The sequence below is a fragment of the Bradyrhizobium sp. USDA 4474 genome (assembly GCF_054057515.1).
In genome coordinates this window covers 5,542,385-5,565,708 of record NZ_JBSRZJ010000002.1, presented here as the reverse complement: position 1 = coordinate 5,565,708, position 23,324 = coordinate 5,542,385, and the positions used below count along the sequence as shown (strand labels likewise).

The 23,324-nt window shown below is 61.0% G+C and carries 21 protein-coding genes; 10 read left to right on the top strand and 11 right to left on the bottom strand.

Annotated elements, in window-relative coordinates; genetic code table 11:
- Positions 1-373: 373 nt before the first annotated feature.
- The 5 genes from ACVW16_RS27775 to ACVW16_RS27755 all read right to left on the bottom strand — a co-directional run bounded on the left by ACVW16_RS27775 (position 374) and on the right by ACVW16_RS27755 (position 6,105).
- The gene (locus ACVW16_RS27775) at positions 374-1,909 is read right to left on the bottom strand and encodes a DDE-type integrase/transposase/recombinase (RefSeq protein WP_456701696.1); all 1,536 of its coding nucleotides are present in this window, start codon (positions 1,907-1,909) and stop codon (positions 374-376) included.
- Positions 1,910-1,993: 84 nt separating this feature from the next.
- Positions 1,994-2,836 (bottom strand): universal stress protein, encoded by an 843-nt coding sequence (locus ACVW16_RS27770; RefSeq protein WP_456737941.1) that lies wholly within the window; start codon positions 2,834-2,836, stop codon positions 1,994-1,996.
- A 237-nt stretch (positions 2,837-3,073) separates the two neighbouring features.
- Positions 3,074-4,183, bottom strand: a complete 1,110-nt coding sequence (locus ACVW16_RS27765) for an ABC-type transport auxiliary lipoprotein family protein (protein WP_456737940.1) — start codon at positions 4,181-4,183, stop codon at positions 3,074-3,076.
- A 3-nt stretch (positions 4,184-4,186) separates the two neighbouring features.
- Positions 4,187-4,966 (bottom strand): ABC transporter ATP-binding protein, encoded by a 780-nt coding sequence (locus ACVW16_RS27760; protein WP_456702224.1) that lies wholly within the window; start codon positions 4,964-4,966, stop codon positions 4,187-4,189.
- A 2-nt stretch (positions 4,967-4,968) separates the two neighbouring features.
- Positions 4,969-6,105: an MlaE family ABC transporter permease gene (locus tag ACVW16_RS27755; protein ID WP_456737939.1), complete on the bottom strand. Its 1,137-nt coding sequence runs from the start codon at positions 6,103-6,105 to the stop codon at positions 4,969-4,971.
- Between the two features lie 159 nt (positions 6,106-6,264).
- On the opposite strand from ACVW16_RS27755, the gene ACVW16_RS27750 reads away from it, so the two are divergent.
- The 4 genes from ACVW16_RS27750 (at position 6,265) to ACVW16_RS27735 (ending at position 9,025) form a co-directional block, all read left to right on the top strand.
- Entirely contained in the window at positions 6,265-6,540 is a 276-nt protein-coding gene (locus ACVW16_RS27750) for a hypothetical protein (RefSeq protein WP_456702222.1), read from the top strand.
- Entirely contained in the window at positions 6,541-7,002 is a 462-nt protein-coding gene (locus ACVW16_RS27745) for a phage holin family protein (protein ID WP_456702221.1), read from the top strand.
- 207 nt (positions 7,003-7,209) lie between these two features.
- A complete protein-coding gene (locus tag ACVW16_RS27740; protein ID WP_456738471.1) occupies positions 7,210-7,914 on the top strand; it encodes a helix-turn-helix domain-containing protein in 705 nt (234 codons plus the stop codon).
- Positions 7,915-8,041: 127 nt separating this feature from the next.
- Positions 8,042-9,025, top strand: coding sequence for a zinc-dependent alcohol dehydrogenase family protein (locus ACVW16_RS27735; RefSeq protein WP_456737937.1), 984 nt, complete (start codon positions 8,042-8,044; stop codon positions 9,023-9,025).
- Between the two features lie 9 nt (positions 9,026-9,034).
- On the opposite strand, the gene ACVW16_RS27730 is transcribed toward ACVW16_RS27735, so the two are convergent.
- Complete coding sequence (locus ACVW16_RS27730; protein WP_456737936.1) at positions 9,035-10,864, bottom strand: PHA/PHB synthase family protein; 1,830 nt, start codon at positions 10,862-10,864, stop codon at positions 9,035-9,037.
- A gap of 127 nt (positions 10,865-10,991) precedes the next feature.
- Here ACVW16_RS27730 and mgtA point away from each other — a divergent pair, with 127 nt between their 5' ends.
- Positions 10,992-13,535 (top strand): magnesium-translocating P-type ATPase, encoded by a 2,544-nt coding sequence (mgtA, locus tag ACVW16_RS27725; protein WP_456737935.1) that lies wholly within the window; start codon positions 10,992-10,994, stop codon positions 13,533-13,535.
- A 50-nt stretch (positions 13,536-13,585) separates the two neighbouring features.
- Here mgtA and phbB read toward each other — a convergent pair whose 3' ends face one another.
- Positions 13,586-14,311: an acetoacetyl-CoA reductase gene (gene phbB / locus ACVW16_RS27720; protein WP_456738320.1), complete on the bottom strand. Its 726-nt coding sequence runs from the start codon at positions 14,309-14,311 to the stop codon at positions 13,586-13,588.
- Positions 14,312-14,438: 127 nt separating this feature from the next.
- On the opposite strand from phbB, the gene ACVW16_RS27715 reads away from it, so the two are divergent.
- From ACVW16_RS27715 to ACVW16_RS27705, 3 genes are all read left to right on the top strand, one after another.
- Positions 14,439-15,272 (top strand): universal stress protein, encoded by an 834-nt coding sequence (locus ACVW16_RS27715; protein ID WP_456702217.1) that lies wholly within the window; start codon positions 14,439-14,441, stop codon positions 15,270-15,272.
- Positions 15,272-15,613: a c-type cytochrome gene (locus ACVW16_RS27710; RefSeq protein ID WP_456702216.1), complete on the top strand. Its 342-nt coding sequence runs from the start codon at positions 15,272-15,274 to the stop codon at positions 15,611-15,613. The genes ACVW16_RS27715 and ACVW16_RS27710 overlap by 1 nt, the downstream gene beginning before the upstream one ends.
- Before the next feature lie 150 nt (positions 15,614-15,763).
- Positions 15,764-16,228: a hypothetical protein gene (locus ACVW16_RS27705; RefSeq protein WP_456737934.1), complete on the top strand. Its 465-nt coding sequence runs from the start codon at positions 15,764-15,766 to the stop codon at positions 16,226-16,228.
- A gap of 50 nt (positions 16,229-16,278) precedes the next feature.
- Here the strand turns inward: ACVW16_RS27705 and ftsH are convergent, their stop codons facing one another.
- The 4 genes from ftsH to ACVW16_RS27685 all read right to left on the bottom strand — a co-directional run bounded on the left by ftsH (position 16,279) and on the right by ACVW16_RS27685 (position 21,406).
- Positions 16,279-18,084 (bottom strand): ATP-dependent zinc metalloprotease FtsH, encoded by a 1,806-nt coding sequence (ftsH, locus tag ACVW16_RS27700; RefSeq protein WP_456738469.1) that lies wholly within the window; start codon positions 18,082-18,084, stop codon positions 16,279-16,281.
- A 145-nt stretch (positions 18,085-18,229) separates the two neighbouring features.
- Positions 18,230-18,916 carry an ABC transporter ATP-binding protein gene (locus ACVW16_RS27695; protein WP_456737933.1) on the bottom strand — a complete coding sequence of 229 codons (687 nt, stop codon included), beginning with the start codon at positions 18,914-18,916 and terminating at the stop codon, positions 18,230-18,232.
- Positions 18,909-20,135: an ABC transporter permease gene (locus ACVW16_RS27690; RefSeq protein ID WP_456702213.1), complete on the bottom strand. Its 1,227-nt coding sequence runs from the start codon at positions 20,133-20,135 to the stop codon at positions 18,909-18,911. Before ACVW16_RS27690 ends, ACVW16_RS27695 begins: the two co-directional genes overlap by 8 nt.
- Positions 20,132-21,406, bottom strand: coding sequence for an efflux RND transporter periplasmic adaptor subunit (locus tag ACVW16_RS27685; protein WP_456737932.1), 1,275 nt, complete (start codon positions 21,404-21,406; stop codon positions 20,132-20,134). The genes ACVW16_RS27690 and ACVW16_RS27685 overlap by 4 nt, the downstream gene beginning before the upstream one ends.
- Before the next feature lie 537 nt (positions 21,407-21,943).
- Between ACVW16_RS27685 and ACVW16_RS27680 the strand changes: the two genes are divergently transcribed.
- Together ACVW16_RS27680 and ACVW16_RS27675 are read left to right on the top strand one after the other, a co-directional pair.
- Positions 21,944-22,465, top strand: coding sequence for an Hsp20/alpha crystallin family protein (locus tag ACVW16_RS27680; RefSeq protein WP_456702211.1), 522 nt, complete (start codon positions 21,944-21,946; stop codon positions 22,463-22,465).
- Positions 22,466-22,553: 88 nt separating this feature from the next.
- A complete protein-coding gene (locus ACVW16_RS27675; protein ID WP_456702210.1) occupies positions 22,554-23,276 on the top strand; it encodes a CBS domain-containing protein in 723 nt (240 codons plus the stop codon).
- Positions 23,277-23,324: the final 48 nt, after the last annotated feature.

The following is a 23,324-nucleotide window of genomic DNA, read 5'->3' as shown; positions in this document are numbered from 1 at the left end:
ATCGTTGCAGAAAGGCGCCTCGAGGCGCTGTCGGCCGGTCCGCCAAGCCTTTCATCGCCGCGGCCAACAGAAACCTGGCGAGGGCTGGACCCGACGAGCGCCGCCGAACGAGGCGACAGCAAAATTGTCCAGACGGTAAGTCGACGTCAACGTCGATCCTCGTGTGGGCGAGGGCCGCGGGCTGGATCCTGCTTCGCGACGAGGCTCGGCGCCCCTACATATTGCCTCAGATGACAATGTTACCGAAGCGCACCCTGGTGTTTTTCTGGATCGGCTGCCGCGAGTCGGAGCAAGCTGCTCGCGAAGCGCGCCCTACAGAGCGCCGTAGCGAGCGAGCGGCTTGCGGTGCTTCGGCGAAAGAACCTGTAAGGATTTAAATACTAAGGCACGAAGCTTGGCCCGATAGTGTGATCTCTGTGCTGCTGATGAGCTGTCGAGCGGCCTTTGATCGCCAATTCTTGACCAATCGCTGCACCGTGCGCCGCTGATGGCCGCTGAACCGACCGGGCGCATGCGCTTCCAGCCGGGAGAGAAGATCGACCGCGGACAAGTGCGGAGCCGCGGCGAGCCATTCCTCGATGATGGGAATGTAGGGGTCGAGCATCGATGGCCGACGTGGCACAGGCTTGCGCCGCACATAGCGACGACGATGAATGCCCCGCTGCTCACCCTGTTTCCAACCGTCGCCGAGCTCTCGGGCAAAGGCCGCTAAGTCGCTATGCCCCTGCGCGACAGTCATCGCTGGCTTTCCAGCCCGTTGATCGACGCGCTTACCCAGCTCATTCTGAGCGTCCCGCATTTGTGCCAGCAATGCCACCGGATCAAGCGTCCGGTAAATCTCCCGCAGCCGACCTTTGAATGCCTCATTGAGCCTCGGGTGGACCAATGCTCTTTCGTACGGCGTAGCGGGAGGAAGATAGCGCTTGATCATCTTGGCACCTTCGCGGTGCTTCTCCTTCAGCTTAAACGAGGGCTGGAAGAAATTGATGTGCAGCCGTGCCGCAGCAAACAGGCGAGCTAATGAGCGAGCGGCATCAATGCCTTCAAACCGCCCGTAGCCCACCAGGCGGCGAACGATAGCTCCGTTCTTTTGTTCAACGAATGCCTGATCGTTCTTCTTGTAGGCCCTGGAACGAGTGACTTCGACGTCGTGAGAACGGCACCACGACACGACCGTGTCGTTCATGAAGGCGCTGTCGTTATCAAAATCTAGCCCCCGAATGGGCCAGGGAAATAGGTTCTGCGCCCGCTCGAGAGCTTCGATCACAAGAGCTGCTTCACGCACGACGAGCGGAAAGCATTCGGTCCACCCCGTTGCGATATCCACCATTGTTAGCGTCTGAATGAACGCGCCAGATACGGACATGCCGCCGTGCGCAACCAGATCCGCTTCGCAGTACCCCGGCGGAGGTGATCCCCAGTCATTGAATGTACGCACCGGGACTTGCCGCCGTACGGCACTAGAAAAGCCCGCCCGCCGTCGGCGCCCTCCGGCTGCTGCGATCTTTACGTCGCTCAGCAGGCGATCGATCGTCGCCGCGCTCACCTTCAAAACCTTCGACCTCTCATCGGCAGAAAGCTTCAATCTGCCGTGCCGTTCAAGTGCCGGAAGCAAAAACGGGATCATCGCGACGAGCCGCTTACTGCAGAGCCGGTCAGAGGCGTCCCAGAGCACAATCAGTGCAACGCGAATGGAAGCTCCGTAACTGCGGCCCCGTCGCCGCGGCACGGCCGATCCCGATGCCCCGTCCACCGACAGTGCTCGGATCGCGTGCTTACGATGCCATCCCGTAAGGGCACACAGCTCGTCCAGGATCCGTGCCTTCTCGAGCCGTCCGCTCGCCCGATAACGCTCCACCAGCGCTGATGTGATCTCGCGCTTTGCGCGCATGCTGATCTTCCCTGCCATACCCGCCACCGAACTGATTCGGCAGCTCCGCCCCAGACACGACAGGAAAGTTGTCCGGTAACATTTTTAGTGAGGCAATGCGCCCTAATGCGACATCATAACCCAGCACGGCGGCTTGCCGAGGATGGTCTTGGTGACGCCGCCCCAGATGTTCTCGTTGAGCCGAGAATGGCGGTAGGCCCCCATCACGATAATGTCGATCCCGTTAAGGTGTGCCCAGTTCGCGAGCACCTTGCCGATCGAGCTACCGTCGATCGGCACGGTTTCAAATTCCGCAGAGACGTCATGTTCCCTGAGGTGATCGAGCACCTGCGCTCCGGACTGCATGATGGCATCGCTCTTCTCATCCGTGACAGTGACCAGCCGAACCGAGTTCGCCTCCTGAAGGATCGGCAATGCATCACCGACTGCCCTAGCCGCACGCGCCGAACTGTCCCAGGCGATCATGACATCGTCGAAGGTCGGCCGCAATTCGCCCGCGCGGTCCTCGGGACAGAGGAGAAGGGGACGACCGGATTCGAACAGCAACGCCTCGACGATTGCTTCCGTCCGGCTGTCGTGTGATTTGACGGGTATCAACGTGAGATCACTGAATCTTGCGCATTCTGCCAGGACCGGCGCAACCATTTGTGGCGCAACTTTACGCAAACGGCTTTCGGCCCGGACCCCGACGCGCGAAGCGCCGCTCTCGAACGCCTTCAGAAGACTTCTCGCATCTGTGACACTGCGAAAGGCTTCAGTTTCTGCGGCATTGTCCAGGTCGGCGGAGATCACCACTTTCGGTCGCGCCACTATGTCTTGTTCAGCTGCAACCGCTGTGATCCTCGCGCCTAGATGGGCTGCGACGGCCACGCATTTCTCGATTGCAGCAAGCGCCGGGGCGGTGGGTTCATCGACCAGCGGCAAAAAGACGTCCTTGATGGCCATCTGAGTTCTCCTTGCCCGCCAAGCTAAGCCTCGTCCAGCCCAACCAATTGATCCTCATCAAGACAAGCGTCGCATTCCCAGCCCTGGCAGCGGCTGTCATCGGAGGTCGTGCACTGGACGCTCTACGATTATGGTTCGGCTGACGCACGTGTCCGGGTGGTTGTTCGCATCCTTCCGTGGTTGGTCTGTCTCGACGAATTGTGGTGGACTTCGCTCGCCCTATCCGCGGAGAGCGAGCTAGGTTTTCACCACTGATGATACCGTCCAGCTGATCAGGCTCTTCACGATTCGTGCGAATGCGACATCGAATGCCGCGACTGCGGCGGCTGGCTCGATCTTCTCGAGCTTCTCGTTCGCTTCCATCAACCGGGATGCTATTGCCTTGCCCTCCTTGTCAACGATCCTCGCGGAGAATTCGATCTCGACCTGCGGGGTGTCCGTGGAGATGCCAAAGCGCCTGATATCGATCAAGAGCTGGTAGTCAGCCTGGCTCAAATCGGCGGTACGCAAGGGAGCATGTGCGATATCGAAATTCTCAAAGCTGTCGATCAGCCGCGCCTGTAGCAGCTTTGGAACGCTATCGGCCCACAGGAAATCGGCAAAGCCCGCATTGTCGTAGCCCGGGGCAAATAACATGCGCTGCGTCTGCAGCATTGCAACGGCAGTGGGCTCCGGAACCGCCAATGATGCGGTCAGGGCCTTTCCTGCCAATCCGAGATCTCTTGGAGCATGTAGATCATAAGTGACCTTCGGACCTTGCGCTCCGCCCGCGGTCATTCTTTCCAGCCCCGCGACGATGCCGTCGAGCTTGCCTGTGTTGCGCGCCAGTCCGTCCGAGAAGGTCCTAACATTGGCTATCGTATCCTTCAGCGGACCAGAGTTCTCAGCTAGTACAGTGTCAACCCGCCGCAGCGCATCGCGCGCGGCCTGGGTCACGCTCTGCCCCGCCCCGGCGTCGGCGATCAAGGTCACTACCTCGCCCGATTTGGCGACGCTCGTGCCGCCTTCCAGCGCCACCACCGGCACGCCGGTCAGCCCCTGGAAATCGAGGCCAACCCTCGTGTCGGCCCGCACGGGGGTCGCAGACGCGACCGAAATCGTCGCATTGACGAAACGCGGATTGTCCTGGGTGAGACCCAGTTCTGTGACCTCTCCGACGCGGATGCCGTTGAACAACACGCCGGCGCCGACCAGGAGGCCGGGCACCGGCCCCTGAAACTGTACCCGATAGGTCGTGCGAGGCCCAATGCCGCCCGTATTGTTCAGCCAATAGACGAAGCCGAAGACCGCAAGGATCGCAGCCAGCACGAAGGCGCCGATCAACACATGGGGAGCGCGGGTTTCCATGTCTCATCTCATGTGGGGTTGCAGCATCTGGGAACGCTTGCCGTGGAAATAGGCTCGCACCCAGGGATGCTCGGATTGAAGAAGTTCGCGCATCGGACCGATCGCCACGATCTTGCCGTCGGCCAGCGCCGCGACGCGGTCGCAGACTGTGGTCAAGCTTGCGAGATCATGGGTCACCATGAGCACAGTGAGCCCCAGGGTCTTCTGCAAGGTCTGGATCAGGGCATCGAAGTCACCGGCCGCAATCGGATCGAGACCGGAGGTCGGCTCGTCCAGGAACAGGATCGGCGGATCGAGCGCCAGGGCGCGTGCCAGCGCAACGCGTTTGGTCATGCCGCCGGACAGCTCGGACGGATATTTGTCGGCGTCCTCCGCCCGCAGCCCAACCATCTCAAGCTTAGCGATCGCGATTTCATCCATCAGATCCTGAGACAGGACGAGGTTTTCGCGTAGCGGGAACTGGACATTCTGCCGGACCGTCAGCGAGGAGAACAGCGCGCCCTGCTGGAACAAGATGCCCCATGTGCCGGCCGCGCCATGTGCGCTGCGGTCGTGCGCACTGCCGATCGGCTGTCCCATGACTTCGATAGTGCCCCCTCGCCGCGGGACGAGCCCGATGATGGTGCGCATCAGGACCGACTTGCCGCCGCCGGACGCTCCGACCAGTCCCAGGATTTCCCCGCGGCGGACGTCAAGCGACAGATTGTCCAGCACGGTCTGCCGACCGAAGCCGACCACGAGGTCACGGACGCGGATCGCAGGCTCCTGCACTGAATCCAACATCGTCACATTCCGATCGAGGCAAAAAAGATCGCGAACAGGCCGTCGAGAACGATCACCAGAAAGATCGACTTCACCACCGAGGTCGTCGTCTGCCTGCCAAGCGATTCGGCGCTGCCTTTGACGCGCAATCCCTCGCTGCAGGCGACGATCCCGATCACCAGCGCCATGAACGGCGCTTTCAGGATGCCGACCTCGAAATGGGTGACGGAAATGGCCTCATGCAGGCGCGCAATGTAGATTGCCGGGCCCATGTCGCCGTAAAACTGCGCGACCAGCCCGCCGCCATAGAGCGCCGCGATCGAGCCCATGAAGGCGAGGATCGGCAATGAAATCACGAGGGCGGCCACCCGCGGCAGGATCAGGACGTCGACCGGATCGAGCCCCATGGTCGAGAGCGCATCGATCTCCTCGCGCATCTTCATGGAACCGAGCTCGGCGGTGTATGCGCTTCCCGAACGGCCAGCGACGATGATCGCAACGATCAGCACGCCCAACTCGCGCAGCACGAGGATGCCGACCATGTCGACCGTGTAGGACTCCGCGCCGAACCGGCGGAAATGAAAAAAGCCCTGCTGCGCGATGATCGCGCCGATCAGGAAAGTGATGAGCATGACGATCGGGATCGCCTGCCAGCCGATGCGGTAGAGCTGGTAGACCAGTGACGTCAGCCGCAACGACCGCGGGCGGCGTAGGACCCCCGCCACAGACATGAACAGTGCGCCGAGCATCTGAAGGAAGATCCTGATGTCCTCCCGCGCATCGACCGTGGACTTGCCGAGATCGTGCAGCCCGTGCAGAACCGGGTTGGGCATAGGTGTCGGCAGTGGATTGTGCCGGTTGACCTGACGCACTTCGTCCAACAGGCCGGCGAAATTGTCGGCTATTCCGACCACCTCGACCGATCGGCTGGAGGATTCTGCCCGACGCGACAGTTTCTCCAGAAGCCAGGCGCCGAGCGTGTCGAGTTCGCTGACACCGGCCATATCAAGCGTCACTGCCTTCGATCGATCGACAGCCGCTCTTGCCGCTAGAGAGAGCGCTTCGAGCCTCGACACGTTGGCGGCGATCCATGACCCCTCGGGCCGCAGTTCGAGCCCGTCGCCAGACGGCGTCGTCAGCAGCATTGGTTCCGAGTTCACGCTTGCATCCTCACGGGATCGCTCCTGATCCGTCTAGGTTTCTAGGTCGCCGCCACGCACCTGGATTGACCTGCGTCAAACCGGGAACACGCCGTTGACGCAAATCAATCGCTCACGAACCGGCTCGCATAGGCTTCTTCCATTCAATGGAGGCCGCCAATGTTCGACACCGGCAGCATGACCGACGAACTGAACGCGATGAAGATCGATGTTACGCAGCTGCTGAACAAGGCCGGGGAGCAGACGCTCAATGCGCCGGAAGACCGTGTCGAGGCCTTGGCCGACCAGATCAAGGCCGCGCTGACCGAACTCGGCGAGACCGTCAGCGAGGAGCAAGAGGAGCTCCATAGCCTCCTCGCAGAGCGTCCGGCGGCGTCGCTCGCTTCGGCGTTCGCACTTGGCGTCGTCGTCGGATTCATGCTGAGGAGACACTAGGTGGCTACGGAAAATATCATCAAACACCTGCGCGTGCTCTGGCGCACCGACAGGATCATCGCCGACATCAGACTGCGGCACCTCCTGATCGGGCTCGGCCTGCGGACTTTCGCAGCGCTGATCGCCACCTTCGGTCTGCTGATGCTGGAATTGTCGGCCTATTTCGCCCTGGTCCAGATCTGGAGCGCAATCGTCGCGGCGGCCGTTCTCGGCACCATCAATTTCGGCATCGCGGCAATGCTGTTCCTCGTCGCGAGGCGGCCGCCGTCAGGACGCGAGATCGAGCTCGCCAATGAAATCCATGGTGCAGCAATCGAAGCCATTCAGCTCGAGGCGCGCGCGCTCCACGCTCAAGTGACGGGAACGATCCACCACCCGCTGAGCGGCCTGCTCCCGCTTCTCACGCCGCTAGTTGCGATCGCAGTCAAGAGCCTGCGGAAGCCGCCTGTTGCACCCCCCTAGCGGATGGCGCGCAGCGGAAGACAAAATGGCGGAGATCGGCAACATCGGCAGTTGGGCCGCCGCGCATCATGCGTGCGGTCGCCATCAGAAGCACCTTAGGCTGACCTGCGGGATTCTACGTAAGTAGAGCCCCTTAAGATATCGTTCGAAATTTTCCCGCGCCTCGTTCCGACGTAAGCATCGGTCATCACAACGGAGATGGCTCAGATGCTGACCCAGTCACTCGACACCAAGGCAATCAACACTCCGATCAGCGGCAGCAAGGTTGCCGTTACCCTCCATCCCGTCGCCGATCGGCTCGGCGCGATCACCGGCCATGTCGGCCTTGTCGCCACCGAATTCTCGTACCGCAAGGACGAGGAGATTTACGGCGAGGATGAGCCGGCCGAATATGTCTACCAGGTCATCACCGGTGCGGTGCGCAGCTACAAGCTTCTTTCCGACGGCCGCCGCCAGATCGGCGCCTTTCACCTTCCCGGCGACGTGTTCGGTCTGGAATCCGGCGCCAGCCATCGGCTCGCCGCCGAGGCCATCATCGACACCACGGTGCGCCTGGTGAAGCGCGCGAGCCTTGAGAAGGCCTCCGGCACCGACGCCCAGGTCGCCCACAAGCTCTGGACAATGACCGCCTCGGAGCTGCGCCACGCCGAAAACCACATGCTGCTGCTCGGACGCAAGACCGCGATGGAGCGCGTCGCAACCTTTCTGCTCGAAATGGACCGCCGTCTCGCCGTCGCGGGCATGATGGCACTGCCGATGTGCCGCCGCGACATCGGCGACTATCTCGGCCTCACCCTCGAGACCGTGTCCCGCGCGCTGTCACAGCTGCACGCTCAGGGCATTCTCGGTTTCTCTGGCGCCCGCCAGATTGTGCTGCGCAACCGCCAGCGCCTGCACAATCTCGACGCCTGATTCATCCTCGTGCGCCGAGAACCTGTGGGAAGTCGGATGTTGCGCTGGCGTAGCGAACGGCGCACACTGACTTCCAGATCCGGCGAGACAAGACCGGACGACGCACGACGAGCCGCGGGAATGCGACATGTACGCGATGGTTCTCTCCGCGCGCGGCGAGCGGTTGACATTCCAGCAACGACCCGACCCGGTCCCCGGCCCCGGCGAGGTCCGCGTCAAGGTCAGCGCGTGCGGCGTGTGCCGGACTGACCTGCACGTGGTGGATGGCGAGTTACCCGACATTTCCTATCCGATTATCCCGGGGCATGAAGTCGTGGGCCGCATCGATGCACTCGGTGCGGGCGTCAACGAGCTGGAGCTGGGCATGCGCGTAGGTGTTCCATGGCTCGGCTTCACCTGCGGTGAGTGCTTTTATTGCCGCACCGACAAGGAAAATCTGTGCGATCGCCCTGAATTCACCGGCTACACGCGCGATGGCGGCTTTGCCAGCCACCTCGTCGCCGATGCCCGATATTGCTTTCCACTCGGCGAGCACGGCGAGGACGCCGCCCTTTCACCCCTGCTCTGCGCCGGGCTGATCGGCTGGCGATCCCTTGTGATGGCCGGCGACGGCAAGACGCTCGGCATTTATGGCTTTGGCGCGGCCGGCCATATCGTCGCGCAGATGGCCCGCTCACAGGGACGGAAAGTTTACGCCTTCACCCGTGGCGACGACAAGGAAGCGCGGCAACTTGCCTTTTCGCTCGGCGCCGACTGGGCCGGCGCTTCAGAGGACGTTCCGCCGACCGAACTCGATGCCGCCATCATCTACGCGCCGGTCGGAGCGTTGGTGCCGCTTGCCCTGCGCGCGGTGCGCAAGGGCGGTCGCGTTGTTTGCGCCGGCATTCATATGTCCGACATTCCGACGTTCCCCTATCGTATCCTTTGGGGCGAACGGCAGATCGTATCGGTCGCGAACCTCACGCGAAGGGACGGCATCGATTTTCTCGCCGCCGCCGCAAAGATCAATATCCAGACGCACACGACGGTATTCCCGCTCGTCGAGGCCAATGAAGCGCTTGCCCGTCTGAGGGCGGGCAAGCTGACTGGCGCGGCGGTTTTGCAGCCGTGACCCCCGCGTCTACTGCTCGAGCACGTAAGAGCCCGGCGCGTCATCCGAGGCCGCGCTCTTCTGTCCCGAATCTGCCGCCAACGAGCTCGGAACAAACTGACCGGAATGCGCGGCGAGAAATCGCGTCCACTCCGTCCACCACGATCCTTCGTGAGACGGCGCGCACTTGATCCATTCGTCCGGACCGAGATACGGATCATGAGCCTTCTTTGTGCGCACCTGGTAGCTGCGCCCCTCTTCGCCTGGCGGTGCGACAATGCCGGCGTTGTGTCCGCCACTCGTCAGAACGTAGGTGACGTCTGCATCGGCAAGGAAGTTCATCTTGTACGTCGACTTCCACGGCGCGACATGGTCGCGCAACGTGCCGACGACAAACATCGGTATGTGCAGATCCGCGAGCGAGACTGGCCTGCCATTGACCTGATAGCGTCCCTCGGCGAGATCATTGTTGAGGAACAGGCGCCGCAAATAGTCTGAATGCATTTGGTAGGGCATGCGCGTGGCATCGGCGTTCCACGACATCAGCTCGCTTGGCGCGGCCCGCTCTCCGACCAGATAGTCCCGCACGACGCGCGACCAAAGCAGGTCATTTGTCCGCAACATCTGAAAGGCCCCTGCCATCTGTGCCGTTGCGAGCAGCCCCTGCCGCCACATCATGTCCTCCAGGAACGCGACCTGGCTTTCATTGATGAACAAGGTGAGCTCGCCGGCTTCCGTGAAATCGGTTTGCGCCGCGAGCAACGTCACCGTTCGCAGGCAGTCGGGCCGCTCGCGGGCCAGCCGGGCCGCCGCGATCGACAACAGGGTACCGCCGAGGCAATAGCCGGCGGCGTGAATCGCCTGTCCAGGCCGAAGCGAGTTGATGGTCGTGATCGCGGCATCCACTCCGAGCTCGCGGTAATCTTCGAGACCGAAATTGCGATACTGTGGCGTTGGGTTCTTCCACGAAATCATGAAGACAGTGAAGCCGCTTTCGACCAGGTAACGGACGAGAGAATTGCGCGGCGTCAGATCGAGAATGTAATACTTCATGATCCAGGCAGGCACGATCAGAACGGGTTCGGGCCGCACGGTCGGCGTCGTCGGGGAATACTGGATGAGCTCGATCAGCTCGTTGCGATAGACGACCTTGCCGGGCGTGATGGCAACGTCTTTACCCACCACATAGGTCTGATCGCTCCTGAGCCTTGCGCCAGCGAGCAGGGCCTGCCAATCCTCGACAAAATTGTGCAGGCCATAGACGAAGTTGCCGCCGCCGGTCTCCATGATCTTGCGCAGAACTTCAGGATTGCTGACGGCAAAATTCGTCGGCGCCACCGTATCCAGGCATTGGCGAAGCGCGAAGTCGGCGATCGCCGCGTTCGAATGGGCCAGTCCGTGAATACCGGTCGTCGTCGAATGCCACCATTGTTGGTTCAGCAGGAAAGCCTGGGCCAGGAGATTGAAGGATGGCAGCTCCCAATCGGGTCCTGTGAAACGGCGATCGTTCTCCAGCGGCCGGATCACGGACCAAGGCTTGAATACCGCATGCCTCGGTACCATGGCATCGACAAGGTCAAACGCATTCTGGATCGCCCGGCCGGCAAGACTGGCCTGCTTGCCCGGCGAGGCCAGAAGGTGCAGCTGCCAATCGGCAAAAGCTAAGGCCAGCGCTGCCGGCGAGACCCCGCCGGTCAACCGCGCCAGCGCCGCGTGGAAGGATCGATCGATGTCATCGACCGCGGCATCGGAGCTGGACGGCTGCGCTGTCGTCTGTGCCTCGATAGCCATGGGCTCGACGAGGATCCGGTCAGAATTTGAAGCAACCGGAATACGGCCGACGGATGCTGGAGGCGACATGGTGAACTCCTTTGGCCCCACGCAAGCTAACCGCGTTGTCCGGGAACGAATTGAGCTGCATCAACTCGGAGATTGAGCTGCCTCTTACCTTCCTGGCCTAGTGACCAACGGCTCGGCGAGGCCTTCGATGATCGAGCAGCCCAGCGCGGCCGACGCTTTGGCCGCTGCCGAATTCTGGCAAGCACCAAGTGACGTCCTCTGCCGCGCGCTAGGGTCCGGTCCGAACGGGCTATCGCAGGTCGAAGCGGACCGGCGCCTGGCGATCTTCGGCGCGAACCGCGCCGACTCCTCTCAACGCCGCTCGGTCCTGCACAAACTCGGCCAACGCCTTTGGAACCCCCTGGTTGCGATGCTGCTGGCGGCTGCGCTCGTATCTGGGCTAAGCGGCGACATTGGCAGTTTCGCAATCATCGCGACCGTGCTGTCTCTGTCCCTCACGTTGGACATCGTTCAGGAACATCGCGCCGAACTGACGGCCGACGCGTTGCGGGAATCGGTCGCCATTCAAGCCGACGTCGTCCGGGATGGCAAAGACGTTACGATACCGGTGACGTCGCTCGTCCCCGGAGACATCGTGAAACTCCGCATCGGTGACCTCATACCTGCCGATGGCATCGTCCTCGACGCCCATGAATTGCAGGTCAATGAGGCCTTGATGACGGGCGAACCGTTTCCGGCCTTCAAGACGAATGCCCCCTGCTCCGCGGCCATGCCAGCAGAAGCAACGAATGCCCTGTTCGCCGGAACCAGCACTGTCGGCGGAAGCGGCGAGATGATGGTGGTGAAAACCGGAAGCGGCACGCGATTTGGTGCGATCGCTGCAGCACTGGCAGCCAACGTGCCGCCAACATCGCTCGAGGAGGGTGTCCGAAAGCTTGGACTGCTGATCCTTCGGCTTACACTGTTTCTCACCCTGTTCGTATTGATGGCGCATCTCGTCGCGCAACGTCCTGCGATGGAGTCCTTCTTGTTTGCGGTGGCACTCGCCGTCGGCCTGACACCCGAACTGCTGCCCATGGTGATGACTGTAACGCTCGCCCGAGGCGCTCTGCGCATGGCGGAACGAAAGGTTATCGTCAAGCGACTGTCGGCCATTCACGATCTTGGCGCGATGGACACGCTTTGTGTGGACAAGACGGGAACGTTGACGGACGCCACAATCACGCTTGACGCGCATGTCGATCCGAGAGGGCGACCTAGTGATCGCATTCTGCGCCTCGCGTACCTCAACAGCACCTTCCAAGCCGGGGTCAGAAGTCCGCTCGACCGGGCGATACTCTCAGCGAAAGACGGCGGCATAGATGGCTGGGTTCGACTCTCGGAAGTACCGTTCGACTTCGAGCGGAGGTGCCTGTCGGTCCTGGTGGCACGGGGCGACGAACACATTTTGATCGCAAAAGGGGCTCCGGAAGCCATTTTAGCCCGCTGCGTCGCCGTGGACATCGATGGTCTGGCCCATCCGCTCGACTCCGCCTGGCAGAAAAGAATGGGCGATATTCAGGACCGATATGCCCGGGACGGCTTTCGGCTTCTAGCTGTCGCCGTCAGATCCATTTCTCCGGCACAGCAGACGATTGCCATTGGCGACGAGGCGGATCTGACAATGATTGGGTTCTGTGTCTTCGCTGATCCACCGAAGCAGGATGCAGCCTCAGCCATTGAAGCTCTTACCTCGCTGGGCATAGCAGTAAAGATACTCTCGGGTGACCATGGCGCCGTCGTCTCTCACGTCGCTCGTTCGGTCGGTCTTCAGTCGGATCGTGTCATGACCGGAGTTGAGATCTCCGGGCTCACCGATGCAGCGCTCGCGGCCCGGGTCGATAATATCGATCTGTTTGCCCGCATCGATCCTGATCAGAAGCGACGGATCATTGCCGCACTCCGCCATCGCAACCATGTGGTCGGCTTCATGGGAGACGGCGTCAACGACGCCCCGGCGATCCACGCAGCCCATGTCGGCATATCCGTCACGGGCGCGACCGAAGTCGCCCGCGCAGCCGCCGACATGATCCTGCTCGCTGCCGACCTTTCAGTCCTTGCGGCCGGCGTGCGCGAAGGCCGCAGGACGTTTGCCAACATCCTGAAGTATGTCCGAATGGGAACAAGTTCCAACTTCGGCAACATGCTTTCGATGGCCTTGGCCTCGATCGTTCTTCCGTTTCTGCCACTGCTACCCCTGCAGATTCTGTTGAACAACCTGATCTACGACCTCTCCGAAGTTGGCATTCCTTTCGATGAGGTCGACCATGAAGACGTCGCGCGACCGGAAACCTGGAACATGGCAGAGATCCTTCGCTTCACGATCGTGATGGGAATGGTCTCTTCCGTGTTTGACGTGGTCACCTTTGCCGTTCTTCTCAAGCTATTTGAAGCCGACGCGGCACTGTTTCAGACCGGATGGTTCGTGGAATCAATATCGACGCAGATCCTGGTGATTTTCGTAATCAGGTCTCGCCGGAGACCGTGGCGCGCAATCCGCCCCCACGCCATCTTGATCGCAACGTCCTTCGGCGCCCTCATCTTGGGCGAGGGACTTGCGCTCGGCCCATGGGCACACCTATTCGGCTTTACCGCTCCTTCTGCCGCACTCGTGGCGACGATATTCGCTATCGCGGCCGCTTATCTCGTCTCCGCGGAGATTGCCAAGCGCCTCGCAGTTTCGATTCTGTAAGGCCCGGGAGTGAGCGTCTTGGCGAGTTGAAAGCGATAGGCGGGCGACCTTCAGATCATGTACTGACCGCCATTGATCGACAGCGTCGATCCGGTGATGAAACCCGCCTCTTCTGCCGCCAAAAACACGACGGCGCGCGCAATCTCTTCTGGCTGTCCAAGACGGCCGACCGGAATTTGCGGCAGGATGCTCTTCTCCAGAACGTCTCGCGGCACAGCATCCAGCATCTCGGTATGGATATAGCCCGGGCAGATGGCGTTGACCGTGATTCCGAGGCGCGCCGTTTCCAGCGCCAATGCCTTGGTGAACCCAAGCTCGCCGGCTTTCGCCGCAGAATAGTTGGTCTGACCGAACTGGCCTTTTTGTCCGTTGATCGACGAGATATTGATGATTCGACCATATCGTCGCGCACGCATGCCGTCGATGACCTGCCGGCACATGTTGAACGCACCGTCGAGATTGGTGCGGATCACGGCATCCCATTGCGTCCTGCTCATCTTGTGGAGCGTCGCGTCACGAACGATCCCGGCATTGTTGACGAGAACGTCGATCGGCCCGAGCGAGGTCTCAACGGACTTCACTCCGATGGCGCAAGCATCGAAATCACCAATGTCCCATTGATAGGACGAGATGCCCGTTCGGTTCATGAAGGCCTTGGCCGCCTCGGCGTTTCCGGCGTAGGTGGCAGCTACCCGGTAGCCCGCCGTCTGAAGCGCTTGCGATATGGCGGCCCCAATGCCTCTGGTACCGCCCGTAACCAATGCCACCCGCGCCATGTTTAGCACTCCCGCCTGCGCGGTTAGGACGATATCCGGCGTTCCTGCTGCCGCTTTGACGTGCGTCAAGTCTCCCAACGGCGACATGTGCTGATCTGTGACGGCAAGACCGAAACGGGAGGCACGCATGTTCAAGGATCTACTGGTGCATATTCCAACAGAGCGCTCGCCGCGCCCCGCCATCGATGCGTCCGTTTCCCTGGCGATCAGTGCCGGCGCGCATCTGGATGCACTTGCAACAGGATATGCCTCGACGAATGTGCCGTTTGTGGCGGAAGGCGGCGCGGCCATCGCAGCATCTCTGCAAGTCGAGTATGAACGTGCGCTGGAACGCGCCCAAGCTGCACTGCGAATTTTCGAGATCGAGGCGAAGAACGCCCGAATCAACTACGGGAAATACGCACTGAGCGAGACAACTGCCGAGATCGTCTTGAAAGCTGGGGCAGCGGCTCGCCTCTATGATCTGACGATCGTGTCACAAGGCGACCCTGATTGCGAGACGTTCGACAACCAGCTTCCTAAGGAGCTCCTGCTGCAGTCGGGCGGGCCCATGCTGTTCATTCCTTATACCTTCCGGGGTACGTTTAAGGCGGCACGCGTCGGTATTTGCTGGGACGGCAGTCGCCTTGCCGCCCGCGCCTTACGGGACGCGATGCCGTTCATCACCCTGGCAGACGCTCTGACCATCATCACCCTCAATGCATCCGAGGCGCCGCCCGACGCATCGCCCGAACGCCTCCTGACGCACCTAGCGCGGAAGGGCTTGCCGGCAAAGACCGTTTCACTTCAATGCGACCGCAGTAATCTGCAAGCGAGCATCCTGTCGATCGCTGCGGATGAAAGCCTCGATCTACTGGTCATGGGCGGTTACGGCCATTCTCGATTTCAGGAAACGGTGTTCGGCGGTGTCACGCAGGAGACGTTCCGCAGCATGACTGTTCCTGTCATGATGTCGCATTGATGGAGCACGATGTGAGGAGAACTGTGCGTGCGATAGCAGGCGCCATACTTGCCGCGGACTTGCTTCTCCCCTCGAGCCCAGCTACGGCTTCAAGCGTCGAACAAGGCCGGCGTCTTGCGCTGCTGTATTGTGCGAAGTGCCACTCCACCGACAAGGTCAGCCCCAGCCCGCTCAAAATCGCTCCCCCGTTCAGGACGTTACACGAACGATATCCGATCGAGATGCTGCAAGAAGCCCTGGCCGAGGGCATCGTCACGGGGCATCCGGCAATGCCGGAATTTCGTTTCGATGCCGATCAGGTCGGCGATTTCATGGTGTTTTTGAAGACATTGGAGCAATGAGGGCTCGTGGTGCGGCTCGAGCCAGGCCTGATCGGAATTGGCCTGGCATCTCCGACCCGACTTGGTGGGGACTTCGGCGAGCACCCCACCAGCCGCCTCAAGGAAACGACATTTCTGGAGACCAGTTAAATGACTCTACGGAACTCGTGCTTGGCTCTTGCGATCTTGGCAGGCGCTGGCACATCCGCGACTGCCCAATCGGACTTCGAACCTTCTCCAACTGTCAGACAATACACGCCCCGCCTCGTCGAAGTTATGAACGCGGCGCAGCTTCAGCACCTGAAACTGTGGTTCGCGGGCAAGTCAAAGAACTGGGAACTTGCCGCGTACGAATTGCGCCAGTTGACGGATAGTCTGGCCCAAGCTGCCGTATTCTACCCCGGCATTCCGGTAAGCAACGTAACCACGATGAAGGATCCGCTGCTCTCGATCGCAGCTGCGATCGACGCTGGGGATGGTCGCAGGTTCACCGCCTCCATGCGCGCACTGACCGACGGCTGCAATGCCTGCCACACCTCGCTGGAACGCAGCTTTATCGCGATAGGCCTGCCGAGCGACCAGCTGCCGCCCGCCAATCAGATATTCGCACCAATGGGCAAGGCTCAGAAGAAATGATTGGGGTTTGACGCACCCCAAATTGCGCGCGCGCCCGCTCCCCGCAGCAATCATGCGGCGACCGGCTCGCTTTCCTTGCTATGCGTGCCGCGCAAGGGGGCGAACTGGTCCGACGTTATCGTTTCATTTGCGATGAGTAGTTCAACACCGGCTTCGAGCTCGGTGCGTCGTCGTAGCAGGATCTCCCGGGCGCAACGGTCACCCTCCTCGATCAGGTTACGCACGGCGAGATCGATCTCGCGGCCGGTCGCTTCCGCAGCCGCAACGACCGCATCCTGCGCCGCCGCGAGGAAGGCCTGCGGCTTTGGGGCGTAGGTGCGCTGCCCCACGGTCTCATCCATGCCGTACTTGGTCACCATCTCGATTGCGACTTCGGTCGCACGTTGAAGATCATCGGCCGCGCCGGTCGAAATGGCTCCGTCGAAGATCATGCGCTCCGACGCGCGTCCTCCCATCAGCACAGCAATGCGGTTCTTCAGCTCGGCGGTCGTAAGCAAGAACCTGTCCTCGGTCGGGCGCTGGATGGTGTACCCCAGTGCACCGATTCCCCGCGGAATGATCGATACCTTCTGGACAGGGTCGACGCCGGGCAGGCTGGCCGCAACGAGGGCGTGGCCCATCTCGTGATAGGCAACCCTCCGCCGCTCGTCCTTGCTGAGCACCCTGCTCTTCTTCTCAATCCCGGCCACGATCCGTTCGATCGCCGTGACAAAATCGGTGAACGCGACCTCCGTGCCGCTCCGCCTGGTCGCTGCGATCGCGGCCTCGTTGACGAGATTTGCGAGGTCAGCACCCGTGAACCCCGTCGTAAGACCTGCTACCTTGTCGAGGTCGACATCCTTGCCCATGCGGATCTTGCGGACGTGCACCTTGAGAATGGCAACGCGCCCGATCTTGTCGGGACGGTCGACGAGAACCTGTCGGTCGAATCTCCCCGCCCGCAGCAGCGCGGGATCCAGGATCTCGGGTCGGTTGGTCGCGGCCAGCAAAATGACGCCGGCGCTCGGATCGAAGCCGTCGAGTTCGGACAACAGCTGATTAAGGGTCTGCTCCTTCTCGTCGTGGCTCCCGAACGACATCGGTCCGCGGCTTCGTCCCAGCGCGTCGAGTTCGTCGACGAAAATGATGCAAGGTGCCGCTTTGCGGGCCTGCTCAAACAGGTCCCGAACGCGCGCAGCACCAACCCCAACGAACATCTCGACGAATTCCGAGCCTGAGATCGAGAAGAACGGGACGCCGGCTTCCCCCGCCACGGCGCGGGCAAGCAGGGTCTTTCCGGTCCCTGGCGGTCCCACCAGCAAGATTCCCTTCGGCACATGCGCGCCCAACCGGCCGTAACTCCCGGGGTCCCTGAGGAACGAGACCACCTCCTGGAGTTCAAACTTCGCCTCCTCCACTCCGGCCACATCCGCAAAGGTGACCTTGATGTCATTCTCGACGTAGACCTTAGCACGGGACTTACCGATCGCCATGAGCCCTCCGAAGCCCTGCCGACCGGTCATGCCGCGACCGACCCAGAACCAAATCACGAAGAAGACGATGACCGGGAAGATCCAGGATAGCAATGTTTGCAAAAGGCCGTTTCCGGGAACGCCAGTAACACTTGCTCCCTTTGCTCCAATCCGGTCAGCCAAGGCCATATCGACCCGCGCTGTAACGAATGCGGATTTTCCGCTGGGGAGAGGCTCCTTCAATTTTCCATTGATGGTATCTGGAGCGACGGAAACCTCGGCGACCTTTTCCTGGGCGAGCAATTGCTCAAATTGACTATAGGGAATGGCCTCGATTGAATTGTACGTCGACAAGACAAACTGCAGGACCACGAGCAGCATACCACCCACGAAAATCAGGCCCATCGCTATGGCCTGCTTGCGCGAAACGTTATCGGGCTCCACCTGCTGCTCCCATCGGGGTCGACCAGAGGTTCAATGGTAACCAGAGCCGAGGGTCTCGGCTTGATTCACGTCAAAACCGCGATGTGCCAACGAGGGGAAACTGACTTCAACGATCCGCGATCCGGCCGTCGATCACCTGGATGATGCGGTCACAGCGGCGCGCAAGGTCGAGGTTATGGGTGACGAGTAGAAAGCTCGTGCCGCTCTCCCGGTTGACTCGCCGCATCAGCTCAAAGATGGCATCGGCCGACTTCGTATCGAGGTTGCCGGTCGGCTCGTCCGCCAACACGAGATCCGGGTTCATGGCAAGCGCTCTGGCCACCGCTATCCGCTGCTGCTGACCGCCCGACAAGTTGTTGGCCAGATTGCTCCCAAACTTTTCCAGACCGACCTGGACCAGCAGATGATCAGCCCGCGCCTCGATATCCGCGGCTGGAAAGCCACGATCTACCAGCAGCGGCATCATGATATTTTCGCGCGCGGTGAACGCCGAGATCAGCAGATGATACTGAAACACGAAGCCGATGGTGTGACCTCGCAGACGCGTGAGTTCGTCATCACCGAGCAATGCCGTATCCCGCCCCTTGATCAGAAGCCGGCCGGACGTCGGCCGATCGAGCAAACCGACGATATTGAGCAGGGTGCTCTTGCCCGAGCCGGACGGGCCGATCAGCGCCAGGAACTCGCCATGATCAAGCTGAAGATCGATATCGTGCAGCACCTCGACCTCGATTGGCAGGCCGACATTGTAGGCCTTGCAGACACCCTCGAGCTTCAGGATCTCGTCAGCCACGGATCGCCTCCAGCGGATCGAGCTTCGCGGCACGCACCGCCGGTGCCATCGCGGCCAGCAAGCCCGTGAAGGTGGCGAGTAGCGCCGTGTAGAGGAAGAGGCTTCGCTCAAGGATCAGCGGAAAGAATTCCGTACCATCCGCTTGGCGGGCGACGGCGTGCCAGTAGATTAGAGCAAGTGCGCCCATTGCAGCGCCGAACAACGAGCCGACGAAGCCGAGTAGCCCACCCTGCAACAGGAACACACGCAGTATCTGTCCACGCGAAGTGCCCATTGCCCGAAGGATGCCGATCTCCTTGGAGCGTTGGATCACAGAGACGACAAGAACCGCAGCAATACCGAAGGCTACCGACAAGCCGACGAACAGACGGATCAGCGTGTTCGTGTAGATCTGCGCCTGCACCGCGGTGAAGAACTGCGCGTTGGTGGCAATCCAGCTATCGGCCTCCACAACCGTCGATGCCTGTATCCGCTTGGCGAGTATTTCGGCCGCGTAGATGTCCTTGATGGCCATGTCGATAGTGGTGACGCCGCCGATCATGCCGAGCAGAGACTGCCCGGTGCGCAGCGCGACGAATGCCGCACGCTGATTGACGCCCTTGTTACCGAAATCGACCAGCCCGGAAATGGTCAGGACTCGATTGGCGCCAGGAGACGCCTGCAGGTTCAGCTTGTCGCCGACGGTCGCTCCGAGATTCTTGGCCAGCTCGGTGCCAATGATGATGTCTTCACTGGTCAACCGTGCCTCGCCCGCGGCGATGTAGTCCGGTACCCTGACAATCACAAAATACGTTTCCGGTTCGATCCCCGTCAGCGTCACGGCACGGCTGGCGTCTCCACGGACTGCAAGAACCGACCCGGTGATGGTCGGCGAGACTGCAGTGACTTCGGGCATCGCAAGCATCTGGGTCCTGACCTTCGGCCACTGGTCGATCGAGATCACCCGCTGGCTCGGCCGCTGCACCACGGCGTCCTCGATCTCGCCGGCGCCATTGCGCAAGGAGCGCGCGACCTGATCCGGCGTGATGAGCTGAATCTGCGGCTGCGACGTCAACACACGCTTGATGAAATTTGCTTCCATGCCCGCGAGCATCGCCGACATGAAGACAATGACGCCAACGCCGATCGAGATGCCGCCGATAATGAAGATGGTCTGCAATCTTCCCTCGCGCAGGAAGCGTACGGCGGCGATCCACTCGAATGGGAGCCAGTGGTTCATGGCAGGACGGCCCGCACGCGCTGCCCGGTCAGTACGCCGGAGCTTTGCGGGATCGCAACGTCGCCGGGCTCCAGCCCCTCGACGATCTCGACCTGGCTGTTGCCGCGCAAGCCGAGCTTCACCGGACGCTTGGTTGCCCGCCCATCCTTCATGGCCAACACCCAGGGTTGACCGGAGAGGATGTCGTGCACCGAGCGCACAGGCAGTACCTTCGCGTTGTCTTTCGCTGCGACCTCGATGTCGACCGAGACGGTCATGTCCTGACGCAGATCCTCGGGTGGGTCCGCCACGGTGAGCTTTACTTGGACAGTCGCGCGGGAAATATCGACGCCCGGATTGATGTAGGAGACCGCGGCGGCAAAATGCCGGTCCGGATAGGCATCCGCGGATGCCAGCGCGTTCTGTCCAAGTGCGAGTTTGCCGAGATTGCGTTCGTCGATTTGCAATACCAGTTGCAAGTCACCCGACGGCGCAAGCACCATGAGCGCCTTTCCCGCCTGTACCACGGTGCCACGTTCGACGCTCCGGGTGATCAGAACGCCGTCGCGAGGAGCTACGATCGTCGCATAGCTCAAGCGGGATTCCGCCGTGTCCAGGTTGGCCCGCGCCTGATTGAGCTGTGTCTGGGCCATGACATAGTCGCTGCCGCCCGGGCCCGCGGTGTAGACTTGGAATTCAGCCGCTCGTTTTACGGCACGCGCGACGTCAAGCGTCTTCTGTGCGTCGTCTAAGGCGGCCCTTGTCGCATAACCATTGCGTTCGAGCTGCGCCGTACGGTCATAGGTCAGTTGAGCGTTCAGAAGCGTCGCTTGGGCCTGCGTCAGCGCTTCCTTGGCCGAAGGAAGCGTGAGCTCCTCGAGCTGCCTGATCCGGGCTTCGGACTGGGCCACCGCACTCTGGCTCTGGACCACCGTGGCTTTCAATTCGCGCGCTTCCAGCGCAATCAAAGGCTGCCCCTTGGCGACCTTCTCGCCCTCCCGCACCAGCACATCCTCTACCGTCCCGGTAATCTGGCTGCCGATCTCGACCCGGTAGGGTGTCTCGACATGCCCGCTTGCCACCACCGTTTCTATCAAGCGCGCACGCAAGACCTGGTCGACTACGACGGCGGGACCAAGTAGGACCCGGACACCCTGCCAGGCACCTAGGCCGAGCAGCACAACGACCGTCAGGATAAACCATCTGTGAGCGATGAAGCCTGACCACGCCGATGCCGCCGAGAACCGGCCCATGTTCTTCTGTTTCGGGTATGGCAGTGCTTGTTCGACCATGACCGCGCCATCCAAATCGCGACAAAACGATCGGCGGGCTTCCGCTTCATGTTTCGATGGTCGAACTACCGTACCGGTGCCGTGGACAGATTGCGCTAGGTCAATACCCTGAGACGAACCTATCCCCGGCTGGCCGCACCGAGGAGGATCGACGACCTTAGCCTGCGTCGGCCAGGATCAATTCAAGCCAAGCGTACAAGCAAGTCTTGTTCGGCGGGCCGAACGGCTTGGGCTGCTGTGAAGCGCGCCTACGTGCAACTTGGCGATCAATGATTACCAAGGGGATCGGATGCATAGCCGGCGGTGCTGCCCCCGACATCGAGAAGCGTCTGCCTTACTGCCTCATTGATCGGATGCAGCTCTTCAACGAACTCGCACCGCGTCGAACACGCACTACTCGCATTCCTTTCCATCGCCTCCAAGACTCCGAAAAGTTGGGGGCATCGTTTTCGAGTTGAGCGAAATCAAGTCCGGCTCGATGGCCGAGACTATTCTTCGCGGCGACCGAGATGGTCACACCTCGAAGGAGACATGATCATGGCAACCGAGACAAAGCTGCCCGTCACAAAATCGTCCACTACGCCCGCAACCGCTGGTGAGACGTGGCGGCCGTTTGAAGCGTTGAGAAACGAAATCGACCAGATCTTCGACGATTTCGGCAACGGCTTCTGGAATCGACCGTTCCGATCGCTCGCGCGACTCGAACGCGACCTCTCCAAGTCGATTTCAGCGCCGGCCGTCGACGTCGCCGAAAGCGACAAGGCCTACGAGATCACCGCTGAACTTCCTGGCCTCGACGAGAAGAACATCAACATCACCCTCGCGAATGGCAGCCTCACCATTAAAGCCGAGAAGCGCGAGGAAACGGAGGAAAAGAAGAAGGACTACTACGTCTCCGAGCGCCGTTACGGCACCTTCGAGCGCTATTTCACCCTGCCGGACGGCGTCAACGCCGACAAGATCGAGGCGACCTTCAAGAACGGCGTACTCAAGCTCACGCTTCCGAAGACGGAGGAAGCCCAAAAGCCGGCAAAGACGATCAACGTGAAAGCCGCCTGATAACGTCGCCGGTGCGAGGCTGCCTTAGTCGCAGCCTTGCGCCGATGCCGGACCCATACCCCCATCATCTGCTTCCGGAGGGCACACAATGCACGCAATTCATGTCATGACGAGAGACGTCGTCGCGGTAACGCCGCACACCACAATCGAAGAAGCCGCCAAGATCATGCTTCGGATGCATATCAGTGGGCTGCCCGTTATCGACGATACCGGCAATCTGGTCGGCGTGGTCTCGGAGAGCGACTTTCTCCGCCGCAGCGAGATCGGCACGGGACGGAATCATGCGGCCTGGTTGAAATTCTTCATGGGACCCGGACGAGCGGCCGCGGAGTTCATTCACGAGCGCGGACGAAAAGTCGAGGATGTCATGACGCGGAAGGTCATCACAGTCCGGGAAGAGACGTCGTTGGCGGATATCGTCGCTTTGATGGAGAAGCACGATATCAAGCGAGTTCCTGTGATGCGAGGCAAGAGTACGATCGGCATCGTGACGAGAAGCAATCTCCTGCAAGCCATGGCGAGTCTTGCGCACGAAATCCCGGACCCGACTGCTGACGATGAGCACATTTGCCAGCGCGTTACGCGTGCCGTGGATGCCACCGACTGGCGTCCCATCGGTTTCAGGGTGACTTGCCGCCGAGGGATCGTCCAACTGCACGGCCTGATCACGACCGATGAGGCGCGGCGCGCGACGATCATCGCCGCCGAGAACACCAGCGGCGTCAAGCAAGTTCACGATCATCTCTGCCTCGTTGATACCTACTCCGGCTATTGTGTGGAGTCCCCGGAAGATATGAAGGCGGCGGGCTGAGTATCCTCAGATCGGAGCGATCTTGCTCGGATGAATCGTCCGCATTCT

Coding starts and splice junctions, on each gene's coding strand:
- ACVW16_RS27775 (WP_456701696.1), bottom strand. CDS start 1,909: ATGGCAGGGAAGATCAGCATGCGCGCAAAGCGCGAGATCACATCAGCG.
- ACVW16_RS27770 (WP_456737941.1), bottom strand. CDS start 2,836: ATGGCCATCAAGGACGTCTTTTTGCCGCTGGTCGATGAACCCACCGCC.
- ACVW16_RS27765 (WP_456737940.1), bottom strand. CDS start 4,183: ATGGAAACCCGCGCTCCCCATGTGTTGATCGGCGCCTTCGTGCTGGCT.
- ACVW16_RS27760 (WP_456702224.1), bottom strand. CDS start 4,966: ATGTTGGATTCAGTGCAGGAGCCTGCGATCCGCGTCCGTGACCTCGTG.
- ACVW16_RS27750 (WP_456702222.1), top strand. CDS start 6,265: ATGTTCGACACCGGCAGCATGACCGACGAACTGAACGCGATGAAGATC.
- ACVW16_RS27740 (WP_456738471.1), top strand. CDS start 7,210: ATGCTGACCCAGTCACTCGACACCAAGGCAATCAACACTCCGATCAGC.
- ACVW16_RS27735 (WP_456737937.1), top strand. CDS start 8,042: ATGTACGCGATGGTTCTCTCCGCGCGCGGCGAGCGGTTGACATTCCAG.
- ACVW16_RS27730 (WP_456737936.1), bottom strand. CDS start 10,864: ATGTCGCCTCCAGCATCCGTCGGCCGTATTCCGGTTGCTTCAAATTCT.
- mgtA (WP_456737935.1), top strand. CDS start 10,992: ATGATCGAGCAGCCCAGCGCGGCCGACGCTTTGGCCGCTGCCGAATTC.
- phbB (WP_456738320.1), bottom strand. CDS start 14,311: ATGGCGCGGGTGGCATTGGTTACGGGCGGTACCAGAGGCATTGGGGCC.
- ACVW16_RS27715 (WP_456702217.1), top strand. CDS start 14,439: ATGTTCAAGGATCTACTGGTGCATATTCCAACAGAGCGCTCGCCGCGC.
- ACVW16_RS27710 (WP_456702216.1), top strand. CDS start 15,272: ATGGAGCACGATGTGAGGAGAACTGTGCGTGCGATAGCAGGCGCCATA.
- ftsH (WP_456738469.1), bottom strand. CDS start 18,084: ATGGGCCTGATTTTCGTGGGTGGTATGCTGCTCGTGGTCCTGCAGTTT.
- ACVW16_RS27690 (WP_456702213.1), bottom strand. CDS start 20,135: ATGAACCACTGGCTCCCATTCGAGTGGATCGCCGCCGTACGCTTCCTG.
- ACVW16_RS27685 (WP_456737932.1), bottom strand. CDS start 21,406: ATGGTCGAACAAGCACTGCCATACCCGAAACAGAAGAACATGGGCCGG.
- ACVW16_RS27680 (WP_456702211.1), top strand. CDS start 21,944: ATGGCAACCGAGACAAAGCTGCCCGTCACAAAATCGTCCACTACGCCC.
- ACVW16_RS27675 (WP_456702210.1), top strand. CDS start 22,554: ATGCACGCAATTCATGTCATGACGAGAGACGTCGTCGCGGTAACGCCG.